The organism is Metabacillus sp. KUDC1714 (genome assembly GCF_014217835.1).
Classification (GTDB): domain Bacteria; phylum Bacillota; class Bacilli; order Bacillales; family Bacillaceae; genus Metabacillus; species Metabacillus rhizosphaerae.
In genome coordinates this window covers 1199265-1216638 of sequence record NZ_CP055263.1, presented here as the reverse complement: position 1 = coordinate 1216638, position 17374 = coordinate 1199265, and the positions used below count along the sequence as shown (strand labels likewise).

The window sequence follows — 17374 nt, the reverse complement described above, 5'->3', positions numbered from 1 at the left end:
GCCGAATGAGATAAAGCGAGACTTCCATCAGTGGTTTTCTGATGGATAGCGAGACTTATCGGACCTTTACGGACAGTTATTATTTACTGACCGTTTAGGTGCGGCAAAGGAAACACGAAGAGCGTAAGCGATTCGATGTTGACTTAGCGTATAAGGAGTGTGAAGTTCACTAGTCGTTGGGAGCTGGAGCTAGACACGAAACTAATTATAAAATCGTGTCTCAAGTTTTATGTTTGTAAAATAAGAAACCAAGATTAGTCGCGACATCTTGACTATTATTTTTACACAAGCATTTACCTTCATTTTTTATCGTGGCGTTATTAGTCATAGGAAATTTGAAAAGGGACGGTGTAATCGTGAGAAAACCAATTATTGCAGGTAACTGGAAAATGAACAAAGTATCTTCTGAAGCAAGAAGCTTTGTTGAAGAAGTAAAAGGTTTAGTACCTACTGCAGCTAATGTTGACTCAGTAGTATGTGCTCCAGCACTATTTTTAGAAAGCCTAGTAGGCTTAACTGAAGGTAGTGACCTAAAAGTAGGTGCGCAAAACATGCACTTTGAAGGAAATGGCGCATTCACTGGCGAAATTAGTCCAGTAGCACTTAAAGATTTAGGTGTTAGCTATGTTGTTTTAGGGCATTCAGAGCGTAGAGAAATGTTTGCTGAAACAGATGAAACAGTTAACAAGAAAACACTAGCTGCTTTCAAACATGGTTTAACTCCAATTGTTTGCTGTGGTGAAACGTTAGAAGAACGTGAATCTGGTAAGACAAATGATCTTGTAGGTGAACAAGTGAAACAAGCATTACAAGGTTTAACTGAAGAGCAAGTAACTCAAACTGTTATTGCGTATGAACCAATTTGGGCTATTGGAACTGGCAAATCTTCATCTGCTCAAGATGCAAATGAAGTATGTGCACATATCCGCCAAGTTGTTGGTGAGCAATTTTCACAAGCTGCTGCACAAGCTGTACGTATTCAATACGGTGGTAGTGTAAAGCCTGAAAATATTAAAGAATATATGGCGCAACCTGATATCGATGGTGCACTAGTCGGTGGAGCAAGTTTAGAAGCACAATCCTTCCTTCAGCTTTTGGAGGCAAGTAGCAATGAGTAAAGCACCAGTTGCACTAATTATTCTTGACGGCTTTGCTTGCCGTGAAGAATCGAAAGGAAATGCAGTTGCTCATGCTAAGAAGCCAAACTTTGACCGTTTCTGGAATCAGTATCCACATTCGCAATTAACGGCTTCTGGTGAAGCGGTAGGTCTTCCTGAAGGACAAATGGGGAACTCTGAAGTAGGGCACTTAAATATTGGTGCAGGTCGTGTTGTGTATCAAAGCTTAACACGTGTAAACGTAGCAATTCGTGAAGGAGAATTTGAAAAAAATGAAACTTTCACAGCTGCTATTGATCATGTAAAACAAAACGGTACAAACCTACATTTATTTGGTCTATTATCAGATGGTGGCGTTCATAGTCATATCCAGCATTTATATGCTCTTTTGCAGCTTGCAGCTAAAGAAGGCGTGAAAAATGTGTACATCCATGGCTTCCTTGATGGTCGTGATGTAGGACCAAAAACTGCTAAAACATACTTGAATGATTTACTAGAAAAAATCACAGAATACGGTGTCGGGGAAATTGCGACTTTATCAGGACGTTACTACTCAATGGACCGCGATAAGCGTTGGGACCGTGTAGAAAAATCATACCGTTCAATGGTGTACGGAGAAGGTCCTACTTACAGTACTCCAATGGAATGTATCGATGATTCTTATAACAATGGTATTTTCGATGAATTCGTACTTCCATCTGTTATGACGAAGGAAGACGGTTCACCTGTTGCAACTCTAAGTGATAACGATGCGGTAATTTTCTATAATTTCCGTCCAGACCGTGCAATACAAATTTCAAACACGTTTACAAATGAAGATTTCCGTTCATTTGATCGTGGAGAAAAACATCCTAAGAACTTACACTTTGTTTGTTTAACACATTTTAGTGAAACAGTTGATGGATATGTTGCTTTTAAACCAACAAACTTAGATAATACAATTGGAGAAGTGTTAGCACAAAATAATTTAACACAACTTCGTATTGCAGAAACTGAAAAATATCCACACGTAACCTTCTTTATGAGTGGTGGTCGTGAAGAGAAGTTTCCAGGTGAAGAGCGTATTTTAATTGCTTCACCAAAGGTTGCAACTTATGATCTTCAGCCAGAAATGAGTGCATATGAAGTAACGGACGCGTTACTTGCCGAAATTGAAGCTGATAAATTTGATGCAATCCTTTTAAACTTTGCAAATCCAGATATGGTAGGACATTCTGGAATGCTAGAGCCAACAATTAAAGCAATTGAAACAGTTGATGAGTGTCTTGGAAAAATAGTTGATGCAATCATCGCTAAAGGTGGAAAAGCAATCATTACAGCTGACCATGGTAACTCTGATGAAGTTGTAACATTAGAAGGTGAGCCAATGACAGCTCATACGACAAATCCGGTTCCAGTCATTGTGACTGAAGAGGGTGCTACACTTCGTGAAGGTGGAATTCTTGGCGATTTAGCACCAACAATGCTTGATCTATTAAATGTCGAATTACCTAAAGAAATGACAGGAAAAACATTAATCCAAAAATAAAGGAGAGAAATTAAATGCCATACATTGTAGACGTATATGCACGCGAAGTATTAGACTCACGCGGAAATCCAACAATTGAAGTAGAAGTACACACAGAATCAGGTGCGTTCGGACGCGCAATGGTACCAAGTGGTGCTTCAACAGGTGAATACGAAGCAGTTGAGCTTCGTGATGGTGACAAAGAGCGCTATTTAGGAAAAGGTGTTCTAACAGCTGTTAAAAACGTAAATGAATTAATCGCTCCAGAATTACTTGGTTTCGAAGTAACTGAACAAGTTGCAATTGACCAAGCTTTAATCGAGCTTGATGGTACAGAAAACAAAGGTAAATTAGGTGCGAACGCAATCCTTGGTGTTTCTATGGCTGCTGCTCGTGCTGCTGCAGATTTCTTACAAGTACCTTTATACCAATACCTTGGTGGATTCAGCGCGAAAACATTACCAGTACCAATGATGAACATCGTTAACGGTGGTGAGCACGCTGATAACAATGTTGACATTCAAGAATTCATGGTTATGCCTGTAGGTGCTGAAAACTTCCGTGAAGCTCTACGCATGGGAGCAGAAATCTTCCATAGCTTAAAATCAGTTCTTCATGGTAAAGGTCTTAACACTGCTGTAGGTGATGAAGGTGGATTCGCTCCAAACTTAGGTTCAAACGAAGAAGCTCTTCAAACAATCATCGAAGCAATCGAAAAAGCTGGTTACAAACCAGGTGAGCAAGTTATGCTTGCTATGGATGCTGCTTCTTCTGAGTTCTACAACAAAGAAGACGGTAAATACCATCTTTCAGGTGAAGGTGTTGTCAAAACATCTGCTGAAATGGTTGACTGGTATGAAGAAATGTCTTCTAAATACCCAATCATTTCAATCGAAGATGGTTTAGATGAAAATGACTGGGAAGGTCATAAATTATTAACTGAGCGTCTTGGCGGTAAAGTTCAACTTGTTGGTGATGATTTATTCGTTACAAACACGAAGAAGCTTGCTGAAGGTATCGAAAAAGGAATTGGTAACTCAATCTTAATCAAAGTGAACCAAATTGGTACATTAACTGAAACATTTGAAGCAATCGAAATGGCGAAACGCGCTGGTTACACTGCAGTAATTTCTCATCGTTCTGGTGAAACAGAAGATACGACAATTGCTGACATCGCTGTAGCAACTAACGCTGGCCAAATCAAAACTGGTGCTCCATCACGTACAGACCGTGTTGCGAAATACAACCAACTTCTACGTATCGAAGATCAACTTGTAGATGCAGCAAGATATGATGGAATCAAAACATTCTATAACTTAAAGAAATAATTTTTGGGAAAGGGACTGCTGAGGCAGTTCCTTTTTTAATATTCTGTTCGGGGGTTTTGGCGAATTTTGACGGTCTATGTCTAATCGTTGATAAATTGCGAGAATCGAAGATAAATTTGAAAAATCGAAGATAAACTCATCAAAATCGTAGATAAATTATTAATGAAGAAAAATAGAAGCAGGATTTCCACTAGAATTGGCGAAGGTTTTAAGCAAAATATTATATGGAGTGAGAAAATGATCTTAAAACACCGCGAATTCCCCCTTACGATTGAAAAATTAGAAGCATTACTTCTAAGACTTCCTCTAAAACATCCAAAAATCCCAATTATTATTGAAGATTTGAAAAAAAGAATGGCTGGCTACAGAGGTGAAGAAGCTATTGACTATTATTTAAGCTTCCTTGAAGAAAAAGACTACTATATTTTTCATGACATAAGGCTAAAAGGTAAAAATCATTACTTCCAAATTGATACCCTTATCTTAACTCGGAAAATTGCAATAATCATTGAGGTGAAAAATATATCAGGAACTATTTACTTCGATCCGATATTTAAACAACTGATTCAAACAAAAGACCAAACGGAAAAGGCATATCAATATCCGCTAATACAATTGGAACGGCAAGAATCACAATTAAAAGAATGGCTAGTAAATAATAATTTAAAAGAAATGAAAATCACCTCAATTGTTGTCATAAGCAACCCATCCACAGTAATTCGCTCTTCTCCAGACGACCAAATTATTCACCACAAAGTAATCCGCAAAGAAAACCTTCCCGCTAAAATTATTCAATTAGAGAAATCCATCAATTCACCAGATATTGAAGAAAAGGAACTAAAAAAGATCTCTCGAAAGTTACTCAAAAAGCATACTAATGCAGATTTTTCTATATTAGCCCGCTTTAAAATAAATGAAAGTGAAATTCTGAATGGTGTGATATGTTCTAGTTGTAATTACCTTCCCTTAATTAGAGTAAAGGCTAACTGGCATTGTCCAAAATGTAATAGAAAAGATAAACAGGCTCATATTCAGGCCATAAAAGAGTACAAACTGTTAGTAAAACCAACAATTTCAAATGCTGAAATGAGGTATTTTTTGAACATAACTTCCCCGGCAATAGCGAATAGACTACTTAAATCAATGAACCTCAGGTACACAGGGAGTAATAAAGATCGTGTTTATCAATTAGACTAATGATGGATAGTGAGTCTTTGTCGATTTTTGTCTAATGGTTGATAAAAACGAATAATCGAAGATAAATTCTCCAAATCGAAGATAAATCACAAAAATCGAAGATAAATCTCCCATAATCGAAGATATCCCCTATAGTTGGTCCACCAGCTTATGATTTTCCATAGAATCTGCGAATCCATGAGAACACTAATATGCCCAATCTAAACTTGTATTGTGAATTACGAATAGATATGATACATTAAAACTATCTAGTTGTGCGTATATCAGGAGGTGTCGTTTTTCATGCATACAGCATTAATTATCCTACTTGTTTTAGTATCAGTCGCTTTAATTACAGTTGTATTATTACAATCTGGTAAGAGTGCAGGTCTATCAGGTGCAATTTCTGGTGGTGCCGAGCAGCTTTTTGGTAAGCAAAAGGCTCGTGGTCTTGATTTAGTTTTACACCGTGCGACAGTTATTTTATCAGTGCTATTCTTTATTTTGACTATCTTGGTAGCATATATCGTTAAATAATCTTTAAAACAAAGGGTCTGATGCTTCAGGCTCTTTTTTTAGTTTTAATATTTCATTATGACGCTATAGTACCTAGTTTTTGTGTCTAGCTCCAGCGCCTAGCTACTAGTGAACTTCACACTCCTTATACGCTAAGTCAACATCGAACGCTCGTGCTCTTCGTGTTTCCTTTATCTCATACGAAGTGCTCTTTTTTCTACGTCGCTGAGCAAGGCGCTTCCGCTTTTCTTTCAAGCAAACCTTTTGGTAATAAATCAAACGTTTGTTTAAATAGATATATGGCATAAAGCGCAAGATGTACTACTGGAAGTTAAAGTGGGATAAACTAGTTAAAAGATCTTTATTTTGAAGGAGTTACTTAGTATGAAAAGAGTATTACCAAAGCCGTTTACGTTTGAGGGCGGAGAGAAAGCAGTTTTATTATTACATGGATTTACTGGGAATACAGCAGATGTAAGGATGCTGGCTCGTTATTTAAGTGAAAGAGGCTATACTTGTCATGCACCACAATATAAGGGGCATGGTGTTCCTCCAGAAGAGCTAGTACATACAGGTCCTGAGGATTGGTGGCAAGACGTCCAGCAAGGTTATGATCATTTAAAGAATATGGGGTTTGAAAAGATAGTAGTAGGAGGTTTATCACTTGGCGGAGTGTTTTCCCTTAAATTAGGTTACACTGTACCTGTAAAGGGTATTGTCCCAATGTGTGCACCAATGTATATAAAAAGCGAAGAAGTAATGTATCAAGGTGTTCTTGAGTATGCGAGAAATTATAAAAAGTTTGAAGGAAAATCACCTGAACAAATTGAAGAAGAAATGGATGAGTTTGCGAAGTCTCCAATGAACACATTAAAAGCTTTGCAGGAGCTAATTGCAGACGTCCGAAATAATGTCGATATGATCTATTCACCAACGTTTGTCGCACAAGGTAGACATGATCACATGATTAATACCGATAGTGCAAACATTATATATAACGAAGTAGAAACCGATCAAAAGCAAATAAAATGGTACGAAGAGTCTGGACATGTTCTTACACTAGATAAGGAACGCGACCAGTTGCATGAAGACGTCTACCAATTTCTAGAAAGCCTTGATTGGTAAAAAGGAGGATACTACATGGATCAAGATATACAAGTACATATCAATAAACTACTAGCTTTCATGAAGGAAGAAGCATACAAGCCTCTTACCGTTCAAGAACTAGAGGAAGCGTTTGGAATAGAGGATTCAACTGAATTTAAAGATTTTGTCAAAGCGTTAGTAGCGATGGAGGATCAAGGATTAGTTGTTAGAACGAGAAGTAACCGATATGGCTTACCAGAAAAAATGAATTTATTAAAAGGGAAGCTTATCGGCCATGCAAAAGGATTTGCTTTCGTAGACCCTGAAGATACTAGCTTAGATGATGTATTTATCCCACCTACCGAACTAAAAACAGCGATGCATGGTGATATTGTTTTAGTAAGAGTAAGCGCTAAGTCTGCAGGTGGATCACGTCAAGAAGGTACGATTATTCGTATTTTAGAACGCGGCGTAAAAGAAATTGTTGGGACATATACAGAAAGCAAAAATTTTGGCTTTGTGATTCCTGATGATAAGAAAATTGCCAATGATATTTTCATTCCAAAAAATGCTGCAAATGGGGCAGTAGAAGGCCATAAAGTTGTTGTAAAACTTACAACTTATCCTGAAGGACGAATGAGTGCAGAGGGTGAAGTAATCGACATTTTAGGTCATAAAAATGACCCAGGTGTTGATATTTTATCTGTTATCCATAAACATGGACTACCTGGTCCGTTTCCTGAAGAAGCGATTCAGCAAGCAAATGATGTACCTGAGTCAATTAATGAAGAAGATTTAAAAGACCGTCGTGATTTACGTAATGAAACAATTGTGACAATTGACGGAGCGGATGCAAAGGATTTAGATGATGCTGTTACCGTTCAAAAATTAGCGAATGGAAACTACAAGCTAGGTGTTCACATTGCCGATGTAAGTCATTATGTAACCGAGCAGTCCCCAATCGATCGTGAAGCATTAGAGCGTGGGACAAGTGTGTACCTTGTAGACCGTGTAATTCCAATGATTCCTCATCGTCTCTCAAATGGAATATGTTCATTAAATCCAAAGGTAGATCGACTAACCTTGTCATGTGAAATGGAAATAGATGAAGCAGGAACAGTTGTAAAACATGAGATCTTCCAAAGTGTCATTAAAACGACTGAACGGATGACCTACTCTGATGTGAAAAAAATCCTCGAAGATCGTGATGAGGCACTTCTGCAAAAGTATGAAAAGCTTGTACCAATGTTTGAACAAATGGGTGAACTTGCACAAATCCTACGCACAAAACGAATGAACCGTGGCGCAATTGATTTTGATTTTAAAGAAGCAAAGGTGCTTGTAAATGATGAAGGCCACCCACATGATGTTGTGATTCGAGAACGTTCGGTTGCAGAGCGGTTAATTGAAGAATTCATGTTATTAGCAAATGAAACGGTTGCTGAGCATTTTCATTGGATGAACGTGCCATTTATTTATCGAATTCATGAAGATCCAAATACTGAAAAGCTTCAGCGTTTCCTAGAGTTTATTACAAATTTCGGATACACGGTTAAAGGTTCTGCTAACGAAATCCATCCTAGAGCATTGCAAAATATTTTGGAGGAAGTAGCAGGAACACCAGAAGAAACGGTGATATCAACGGTAATGCTTCGTTCAATGAAGCAAGCAAAATATGACCCAGAAAGCTTAGGTCACTTTGGATTATCAACGGAATTTTACACACATTTTACATCTCCAATCCGTCGTTATCCTGACTTAATTGTCCATCGATTAATTCGAACATATTTAATTGAAGGCAAAGTTGATGAAGCGACCCGTTCGAGATGGGGAGAAAGCTTACCTGTCATTGCAGAACAAGCATCAAATATGGAACGCAGAGCGGTTGAAGCAGAGCGTGAAACAGATGAGTTGAAAAAAGCAGAATACATGCTTGATAAAATTGGCGAAGAATATGACGGCATGATAAGCTCTGTTACTAACTTTGGTATGTTTGTTGAGTTACCAAATACAATTGAAGGTCTCGTTCATGTTAGTTATATGACGGATGACTATTATCGATATGATGAACGTCATTACGCAATGATTGGCGAACGTACAGGAAATGTGTATCGAATTGGTGATGAAATTACGGTTCGAGTCGTAAATGTTAATAAAGAAGAGCGCTCTATCGACTTTGAGATCGTTGGCATGAAGGGAACGAGAAGACCGGAAGCGAAAGATAGACCAAAGGTTATTATAGCTGGTAAAGGTAGAAAAGATGCAAATCAAAAAGGTAATAGAAGCGGTAGTGGAAAAGATAAGGATAAGGATAAGGATGGCGACTGGTCAACCCGTCCACCACGAAAAAAGAAGAAAAAGCACTATGAAAATGCACCGAAAGCGAAGCGGAAAAAGAAAAAGAAAGCTTGATCGTTTAAAGATGGGTCTGGCACAGGCAATTTGTGTCAGACCCTCTTAAGTTGTGGAACAAATTTACTTTGGAATAATAAGAATGGATAGTTGCAAAAAAAGGTGGCTGCGAACTCATTGGAAGTTGTAAAAAATGGGCTGGGCTGCGAACTTATTGGAAGTTGCAAAAAAAAGAACGAAGTTGCAAAATAAATAATGAAAGTTGCAAAATAACAACCGATATTTGCAAAAAAACCAAAGTAAGTTGCAAAAAAATAATCAAAATTGCCAAAAAAACCATCTAAGTTCCATCATTTCATTCGTTTTTGTTCGAATTAACACGTAAATATTGAGGAAAAGTCCAATTTTTGCTAAAATGTAATTTATCGCTATATGAAATAGCTATTAAAGGGAGGGTCAAGCAATGCCTAAAGGAACTGGAAAAGTATTAGCTCAAAACAAAAAGGCTAATCATGATTTCTCAATTGAAGAAACTTATGAAGCCGGCATTGTCCTTCAAGGTACTGAAATAAAATCAATTCGTAACGGTCGAGTACAATTAAAGGATTCCTTCGCACGAGTGGAACATGGCGAAGTATATTTGCACAATATGCACATTAGTCCATATGAGCAAGGGAATCGTTATAACCATGAACCCTTACGTACAAGAAAGCTCTTATTGCATAGACGTGAAATTGTAAAATTAATAGGTGCTACAAAAGAAGAAGGCTATGCATTGGTACCATTGAAAATGTATTTAAAAAATGGTTACGCTAAGGTTTTAATAGGCCTTGGTAAGGGTAAAAGAAAATACGATAAACGTGAGGATTTAAAGAAAAAAGAAGCTAAGCGTGATATCGAACGTGCCTTTAGAGAACGTCAAAAGGAATAGTAGGAAAAACCTTACAATTGCATTCTTGTATCAGTCTGTTATAATAGATTTTGTAAGACAGTCACTTACAACTCTGATGGCAGATAAACACGTCATCAAAAATGAGGGTTAACTCCTTCACAACAATTTCATAAGCAATTAAGCTTTAACTGCTTTATCTCCCGTATTCCCTAGCTGGTATAATACGGCTTATCATGGGGACGTTACGGATTCGACAGGGGTAGTTCGAGCTTAGGTTGCGGGCCGAAGGGATCGTCTTCGTTAAAACGTCACGCCAATAATAACTGGCAAAACTAACAATAACTTAGCTTTCGCAGCTTAATAACTGCGTAGCTGTTCCTCCCTCCATCGTCCATGTGGTAGGGTAAGGGACTCACTCTTAGTGGACTACGCCTAATTCCTCCGTCTGGGGATGATGGAAGAGACCAATCAGACTAGCTACTCTGACGCCTGTCGATAGGCATAGGAGTTAGCGAAACTGCGAATATATCGACTACGCTCGTAGACGCTTAAGTGGCGATGTTTCTGGACGTGGGTTCGATTAATTATTAGTCGCCTTATGTGGTAACACATAAGTGAAAATTCGGCTTTATCGGTGAAACCTAAGTCACAAAAATGTGATAGGGCAATGCCGAGCGGTATGTGGAGTAATCCAACAGCCGTGTATCGACTTATAGGCTGCCATGATTGGTAGTACTAGGATACGAAAACCAGCCTGATTAAGTTCAGGTAAATCTATGTTTCGTATAAGACGCCGAAGGACCTGTATCTATCAGGTTCAAGATATAGTCAGTGCCATATCGAAAGTATGGAATAGCACGTCCCACCGTCTCCACCAAATACATATTTGGTGGTTTTTGTTTTGTCTTGAGACTTCAAGCATAAGTTTTCCTAAATTGGCATTATCAACTAGGAGCCATCCAATTCCTAAATCTTCATCTCCTGAACGACAACTTGAAATATATCAATCTTTGATTTTCTCTAAAGGAAACAGAAATGAGCGCGATTGCAGAATTAGCTCGCCCAGATGGTAGAATTAATGATCAAGATCCGGCTGATTGAAGAATTCTAAACCATATATAAAACAAAGCGGCGAGGCTGGGACATAACTAAATTGACCATTCTTAAAGCCGAATAATTTTTAATTTAATTAAGCGATATAAATAAAAAACCCAAACTATTACGAAACTCTAAATTAGAATTTCGCATGATAGTTCGGGTTTTTCTTTGGCTGAAATACTTTTGTCCCAGCCTCGTTTTTTTGATTTCGTTTGTACAAAAAAACCTTTTTGCTACTGTACTTAGTTGAATTATCAAATTCGATAACATGAAATTGGAAAAAGGAGACATTGCTTAGCAAAACAGTGAGATTTATAGTATACATAAAGGATAAACAAAGTATTAGTTAGATATTATATAGGAGGGTATATGAAGCAATTTCTTTCTATCAGTCCCATTCTTATCATTCTCTTGTTAGCCGGTTGTACAGGAAATGAATTAGATCAATCTCTCATAAAAGAAGATAAGATTGAACTTGAATTTTTTTCACCGAAACCTGAAACAGAAGTGATCTTTAATGAACTCATTCAAGAGTTTGAAGAGCTGCATCCTAAGGTTACGATTAAGCAGGTCATTGTACCTGAACCGATGACAGTGCTAAAAGCAAGAATTGCAAGAGGTGATATTCCAGATCTTTTTATTACTTATCCGATCGAACAAGATTATAAAGTAAGAGCTGAAAAAGGATATCTGCTTGATTTATCAAATGAACCCTTCATTAAAAATATCCAACCCACTATCCAAAATCGTTATCTTATAAACGGAAAGATGTACGGTGCTGCCTTAACGCAAAATGCGGTAGGAGTTCTATATAATAAGGACCATTTCGAAGAATTAAATTTATCGGTTCCTAACAGTTGGAATTCGTTTGTTCAAGTTTTGGAAGAGTTAAAGTCTAATGGAAAAACAGCTTTAGTCATGCCAAACAAAGATGCAAACCAGGCGAGTATTTTTAATCTAAACTTAGTCGCAAATGAATTCGAAACGAGTTATTGGGAAAAGGGTGAATTTTCAATTGTATCTGATCCGAGGTGGAGGGAAATAACAGAAAAAACTCTTACTGTGCTGTCATATGTCCAGCCAAATTCTTTTGAAGACAGCTATTATGATGTAAATAAAAAATTTGCAAAAGGTGAAGGTTCTATGTACATTATGGGAACATGGGCGTTAACGATGATCGAAAAGTCGAATCCTTATTTAAATTATGGCATTTTTCCATTCCCAGCATCGAATCAAAAGGATCATAATGTATTGGGAGGAGTTGATATCGGCTTTGCCATTTCAGCTGATACGAAACATCCTGAAGAAGTAAAAGCATTTTTAGCGTTTTTAATAAAAAGGGAAAACGCTCAAAGAGTTTCCGATTTTGAAGGTTCGATCAGTGCTGTTAAAGAAGTTACAAACACCCATAAAGAAGGTCATTTAATAAGAGAAAAAATTGCAAGCGGGCAAGTAGTAAACTGGCCAAATCATTACTGGGCAGGAGGAAACGCTGCAGAATCCGAGTTTCGAAAATATACGGCACAGTTTTACTATGATCAAAATATGGATGATTATCTTAAGAATCTAGAAAAGATGTTTAACCGCTATTCGAATGCTAAATAAAAGAATTAGGTGCCGATATGATAAAATTTCAGCATAAGTTAATTATAGCCTTTATCTGTTTTGTGTTAATTCCGATTATTATACTAGGGGTTGTTTCTTACAAAATTTCATCCACCACGTTACAAAAAAATATTAGTGAGCAAATGATCCAAACTTTAAAGGCGGTTGATCGAAATTTATTAGCCGCTGTTTCTGAAGTGAATTCCTTTTCTGACTATGTTGTTTCATCAAGTGCTATTCAGGACTATTTAAATACACAAAATACGTCCACGATTTATGAATTTTACAGCGATCAGCAGGAAATCGCCGGAAAGATGTATGGAAATTCACAGATTGATAATCTTGTTCTTTATACGCTTGATGGTAATGTGATTACTTATACCGATGATAAGGTTACGAGCTTAGATGCGCTTCGCTCAAGTTTGTTTTTGGATGAGGTTTTACAGCAGAAAGGTCGTCCGGTTTGGTTAACTCCATATGAAAATCAAAACCTTTTTTTTAGTCAGGACTATATTTTAACTCAATCAAGAGTCGTAAAGGATCTTAACACGCTTGATAATTTAGGGTATTTAATACTACAGCTAAAACTAGATTTATTTGATCCGATTTTTAAAGATATTTATGGAGGTCCCAGCCATGAATTGATTGTAAATAAAGAGGGGACCGTGCTTTATTCATTAAATCGGAATTTCATTGGTAAAACTCTGGACATTCAAAGTTTGTCTGAATTTCCAACAAATAAAAGTGGTTACCTCACTGATGAATGGGACGATGAAAAAAGTTTGATTACTTATATGCCGTCTAGTTTTGAAACAGGAGGTAACTCAAAGCTCATCCTAGTATCAATAAAGCCTTGGAAAATAATTTCCAGTGATATCGTCAATATCCGAAACACCATGTTAGTCGTTGTAGGGTTTACGGTGTTAACCGCGGGTTTATTTAATTTATTGTATTTAAAAAGTATTTCTCGTTTTATTCATGAACTGTTAATACGCATGAAACAAGTTGAAAGCGGCAGGCTCAGCAAACGAATGGGGAGATTTAAATTTCAAGAATTACAAAACATTTCTCAGGGCTTTAATAACATGATCGGAAAACTTCAACAATTGATGAGCGACATTGAGACAGAACAGGAACGCAAGCGAGAGGCTCAGTTTAAAGTGCTGCAGCAGCAAATCAATCCTCATTTTTTATACAATACGCTTGAATCAATTAATGCACTCTCCGCTTTAAACGGGCAAAGGGAAATTAGTAAAATGACGATTAACCTCGGTAAGCTGCTGCGCATCAGCATTAATGGAGGTTATGAAGTGAAAGTAAAAGATGAGATCCGTCATGTGATCAGCTATCTGGAAATACAGAAAATAAGATTTGATAATCGTTTTTCTTTCGAAGTAGATGTAGAGGAAGAACTGAATAATTATCCGGTCCTTAAACTAACTCTGCAGCCGCTCGTAGAAAATATTTTAATCCATGCGTTTTCAAACAGAGATGATGAAGAAGGGCTGATTAAGATTAGAGGTACGGTTTCAAACGGCCAAGGTGAGTTTTGGATTGAAGACAATGGTAAGGGTATTGATGAACGTGTACTAATGGAATTAAATAAGTGGAAACTAGAAAATTATCATACTCAAACAAGTAATGGTCACGGTGTACGCAATGTTGATGAGCGGATAAGACTTTTTTATGGAGAGAAATATGGTCTCATCATTTGTTCGACGAAAAATGAGGGTACGTTAATTAAAATTTCATTTCCGATTAAAGGTGATTGAATGGGATATAAAGTAGTAATTGCGGATGACGAAAAATTAATCTTAAAAAATCTTGCACAAATCATCGATTGGCAGGGATTAGACTGTGAAATTATTGGGACAGCTCAAAATGGACAAGAAGTCATGGAGATCATCAAAAATCAACAAGCAGATCTACTATTAACAGATATTTCAATGCCAGAAATGAGCGGGATTGAATTGTTAAAGACATTAAATCAGATCAATAATAAGCCAATGGTTATCTTAATAAGCGGTTATGATGATTTTGAATATGCAAAAGAAGGAATTAAAAATAACGCGTTCGACTATATTTTAAAGCCGATTGATTATGACGAATTGGAAGATTGCGTTAAAAGAGCGCTTAACAAATTAAAAGAGCAAAAAGTAAGTGTGTATGAGCATGAGAAATATGCGATTTATGAGCTGATTACATCAGGGAAAGTGGACGCTCAAATCAACAACAAACAAGCTCTTTATTTCTCAATGATTGTAAAAAACTATAAGGAAGACATCGAATTAATTTTTACAAAAAATGAAGACTTTCTTTCTAAGTGGAATCCGAACCTATTTGTTTACAAGCTGTCAGATAAAGAAGTGATGGTAGTCGTTGAAATGGCAAAACACTTCATCAATCAAGCAGCGGATATTACCGATGCATTTTCACAGCATCTTCTTCATGAAGGCTCTGATCAATGCATCGTCTCGGTTGGTAAAGTAGGTGATCAGTTATTTGAAATAAAGCATTCCGTTGATGCTGCCAAGGAATTACTAAAATATGAAAACTATATAAGCGGAAATGTTCTGACAGAAGAGCGGTTAAAGAAAGAATATAAGCCCAGCCGATCAGCTGCAGATATGATGGAAGAGGCACTCGGCTTTATCCGAAATAACTTTCAAACAGATCTTGGCGTGGAACAGACAGCCGAACAAGTAGGATTAAGTGTTAGCTATTTTAGCCTGCTTTTTAAACAAAAAACCGGTCTTACCTTTCTCGATTATTTAACAAATGTCAGAATGGAATATGCATGCCATTTCCTGCAAAATACAGATCTTAAAACATATGAAATTGCCGAAAAAGTCGGCTATACCGATCAGCGCTACTTCAGCCAAGTATTTAAAAGGAAAACGAAAAAAACACCAAGTGAATATCGTAAACTAGTAAAAAATAAGTAGAGGCTGGGACAAAAGTATTTCAGCCAAAGAAAAACCTGAACTATCATGCGAAATTCTAATTGAGTTTCGTAATAGTTTGGTTTTTTTATTTATATTGCTTAATTAAATTAAAAATTATTCGGCTTTAAGAATGGTCAATTTAGTTATGTCCCAGCCTCTTTTTGTTTATTGCCTTGTGCTTGTCGACGATAAGTGGGCGCCTTGCGCTTTTCTTCTTCAATAATAAGAATTTAAACATTTTTTAGAGAAATGCCGCATTTTGAAAGCGTTGTAAATACCTTATCATTAACTTATGAAAGCGCTGAACTAAATCGCATTTCAATAATGAAAGCGCTTGATAAGATGTTAAAAAGAACGAGGGGGAGAAGTATGAAAAAGTTAATGTTGTTTGTTTCAATACTGTCTTTAGTCTTTTCGTTAGCAGCTTGTAGTTCAGACAAAACTAGCAGCAGTGACAAAATTGTAGTTTGGACACAAGCCGCAGCAGATCATCCAGAAGGAAAGATGTTTGCCGACCGAGTAAAGAGCTACAATGAGGCTCATCCAGACGGACCTATAGTCGAAATACAAAACATCACACGTGCAGGAGCTGGTTCAGGCTACATAGATAAGCTGAATGCAGCAATTACAGCAAATGACATGCCTGATATTTTCACATTAGACGGACCTGATATTGGGGCTTACGTTGATTCAGGATTACTTGGTGAACTAGATGAATACATGAGCGAAGGATTCAAAGATGGATTCACGCAAGCGATCATCGACCAAGGAACAGTGGACGGGAAATTCTACGGAATGGGTTATTCAGACTCAGGCGTAGCCATCATGTATAACGAAGACATGATCAATGCATTACCTGAAGATGTAAAAGCATTAGTTCCTTCACTTGATCAAGATTGGACATGGGATCAATTTATTGAGTTATCAAGAAAAGTGGACGAGTTTGCAAAAACGTCGGATGATCCTGCGTATGCAAATTATGAAGTGGCTGTAAGTTTATTACTAACAGACATTACTGCAGGTGCCTATGAATTAGGAACATACTACTTCACACCACTTCTTTGGGGAAATGATGCAAACATCGTCGCTGAAGATGGTGTAACAGTTGATGGCGTATTAAACAGTGACAAAAGTGTAGAAGCATTAACAAAGTATGCGAAATTATTTGCTGAACCAGTACTTGCTAGTGCGACAGAATCAGAAAAAACATTCCATTCAGGAAAATCAGCACTATCTGTTAGCGGATTCTGGTATGTAAATGAACTTATCAATAATTATCCTGATTTAAAATTCAAAACGGTTCGTTATCCAAAAATGAGTGAAGACTTCGACGGGTTATATACACCATCAGGTTCTTGGGCATTTGTTCGTAACGGACAAGAAGAAGACGAAGAACGCATCAAGCAAACCGTTGAAGTCATGGAATGGTTAAATAACGACGAAGCATCAAAAGAATATTTCGCTAAAAACGGTTCCATTCCAACAAGAATCAATTCCGTTGACGCGATTGATACAAATACAGACAACCCATATCACAACGATGCATGGACAGTTTTAAAGTATCAAGTGGAAAACACAAACAAATCTCGTCCTGTATCACCTGGATATCCTTATCTTTCTGAAACCTTTGCAAAAGACGTCATTCTAAAAATCGCTCAAAACAAAGCGACAGATGAAGCAACGATCAAGCAATATTTAGACGATGCAGCGAAGAAAATTGAATTAGAATTTGCAAAGTACAAAAAATAATC

12 protein-coding genes, 1 other RNA gene and 1 pseudogene are annotated in these 17374 nt (G+C 37.2%); all 14 read left to right on the top strand.

The genetic code is table 11. The features are described from left to right. Positions 1–356 precede the first annotated feature (356 nt). The 14 genes and pseudogenes from tpiA (at position 357) to HUW50_RS05845 (ending at position 17372) form a co-directional block, all read left to right on the top strand. On the top strand, positions 357–1118 hold the full coding sequence (gene tpiA / locus HUW50_RS05905; protein ID WP_066329182.1) for a triose-phosphate isomerase: 762 nt from the start codon (positions 357–359) through the stop codon (positions 1116–1118). Continuing rightward, positions 1111–2646, top strand: coding sequence for a 2,3-bisphosphoglycerate-independent phosphoglycerate mutase (gpmI, locus tag HUW50_RS05900; RefSeq protein ID WP_066329181.1), 1536 nt, complete (start codon positions 1111–1113; stop codon positions 2644–2646). The genes tpiA and gpmI overlap by 8 nt, the downstream gene beginning before the upstream one ends. A 14-nt stretch (positions 2647–2660) precedes the next feature. After that, complete coding sequence (gene eno / locus HUW50_RS05895; protein WP_066329179.1) at positions 2661–3953, top strand: phosphopyruvate hydratase; 1293 nt, start codon at positions 2661–2663, stop codon at positions 3951–3953. 237 nt (positions 3954–4190) lie between these two features. Next, on the top strand, positions 4191–5150 hold the full coding sequence (locus tag HUW50_RS05890) for a nuclease-related domain-containing protein (RefSeq protein WP_185653771.1): 960 nt from the start codon (positions 4191–4193) through the stop codon (positions 5148–5150). A gap of 282 nt (positions 5151–5432) precedes the next feature. After that, positions 5433–5666 (top strand): preprotein translocase subunit SecG, encoded by a 234-nt coding sequence (secG, locus tag HUW50_RS05885; protein ID WP_066329173.1) that lies wholly within the window; start codon positions 5433–5435, stop codon positions 5664–5666. Positions 5667–6029: 363 nt separating this feature from the next. Further along, complete coding sequence (locus tag HUW50_RS05880) at positions 6030–6770, top strand: alpha/beta hydrolase (RefSeq protein WP_066329171.1); 741 nt, start codon at positions 6030–6032, stop codon at positions 6768–6770. A gap of 15 nt (positions 6771–6785) precedes the next feature. Continuing rightward, entirely contained in the window at positions 6786–9143 is a 2358-nt protein-coding gene (gene rnr, locus HUW50_RS05875) for a ribonuclease R (protein ID WP_185653770.1), read from the top strand. A gap of 403 nt (positions 9144–9546) precedes the next feature. Further along, positions 9547–10014, top strand: coding sequence for an SsrA-binding protein SmpB (gene smpB / locus HUW50_RS05870; RefSeq protein ID WP_066329164.1), 468 nt, complete (start codon positions 9547–9549; stop codon positions 10012–10014). Between the two features lie 204 nt (positions 10015–10218). Beyond that, positions 10219–10558, top strand: a transfer-messenger RNA (tmRNA) gene (gene ssrA, locus HUW50_RS05865). A 341-nt stretch (positions 10559–10899) separates the two neighbouring features. Next, positions 10900–11076, top strand: a pseudogene (locus HUW50_RS26965) (aldo/keto reductase); the annotation flags it as partial. Between the two features lie 366 nt (positions 11077–11442). After that, complete coding sequence (locus tag HUW50_RS05860) at positions 11443–12678, top strand: ABC transporter substrate-binding protein (RefSeq protein ID WP_066329162.1); 1236 nt, start codon at positions 11443–11445, stop codon at positions 12676–12678. A 17-nt stretch (positions 12679–12695) separates the two neighbouring features. Next, on the top strand, positions 12696–14450 hold the full coding sequence (locus HUW50_RS05855) for a sensor histidine kinase (RefSeq protein ID WP_066329160.1): 1755 nt from the start codon (positions 12696–12698) through the stop codon (positions 14448–14450). After that, positions 14451–15623 carry a response regulator transcription factor gene (locus tag HUW50_RS05850; RefSeq protein WP_066329158.1) on the top strand — a complete coding sequence of 391 codons (1173 nt, stop codon included), beginning with the start codon at positions 14451–14453 and terminating at the stop codon, positions 15621–15623. Between the two features lie 369 nt (positions 15624–15992). Then, positions 15993–17372 (top strand): extracellular solute-binding protein, encoded by a 1380-nt coding sequence (locus HUW50_RS05845; protein WP_066329156.1) that lies wholly within the window; start codon positions 15993–15995, stop codon positions 17370–17372. The last annotated feature ends 2 nt before the right edge of the window (positions 17373–17374 follow it).

What these genes read in the sequence shown, in the direction of transcription:
- gpmI (WP_066329181.1), top strand. Translation starts at nt 1,111, where the DNA reads ATGAGTAAAGCACCAGTTGCACTAATTATTCTTGACGGCTTTGCTTGC.
- eno (WP_066329179.1), top strand. Translation starts at nt 2,661, where the DNA reads ATGCCATACATTGTAGACGTATATGCACGCGAAGTATTAGACTCACGC.
- HUW50_RS05890 (WP_185653771.1), top strand. Translation starts at nt 4,191, where the DNA reads ATGATCTTAAAACACCGCGAATTCCCCCTTACGATTGAAAAATTAGAA.
- secG (WP_066329173.1), top strand. Translation starts at nt 5,433, where the DNA reads ATGCATACAGCATTAATTATCCTACTTGTTTTAGTATCAGTCGCTTTA.
- HUW50_RS05880 (WP_066329171.1), top strand. Translation starts at nt 6,030, where the DNA reads ATGAAAAGAGTATTACCAAAGCCGTTTACGTTTGAGGGCGGAGAGAAA.
- rnr (WP_185653770.1), top strand. Translation starts at nt 6,786, where the DNA reads ATGGATCAAGATATACAAGTACATATCAATAAACTACTAGCTTTCATG.
- smpB (WP_066329164.1), top strand. Translation starts at nt 9,547, where the DNA reads ATGCCTAAAGGAACTGGAAAAGTATTAGCTCAAAACAAAAAGGCTAAT.
- HUW50_RS05860 (WP_066329162.1), top strand. Translation starts at nt 11,443, where the DNA reads ATGAAGCAATTTCTTTCTATCAGTCCCATTCTTATCATTCTCTTGTTA.
- HUW50_RS05855 (WP_066329160.1), top strand. Translation starts at nt 12,696, where the DNA reads ATGATAAAATTTCAGCATAAGTTAATTATAGCCTTTATCTGTTTTGTG.
- HUW50_RS05850 (WP_066329158.1), top strand. Translation starts at nt 14,451, where the DNA reads ATGGGATATAAAGTAGTAATTGCGGATGACGAAAAATTAATCTTAAAA.
- HUW50_RS05845 (WP_066329156.1), top strand. Translation starts at nt 15,993, where the DNA reads ATGAAAAAGTTAATGTTGTTTGTTTCAATACTGTCTTTAGTCTTTTCG.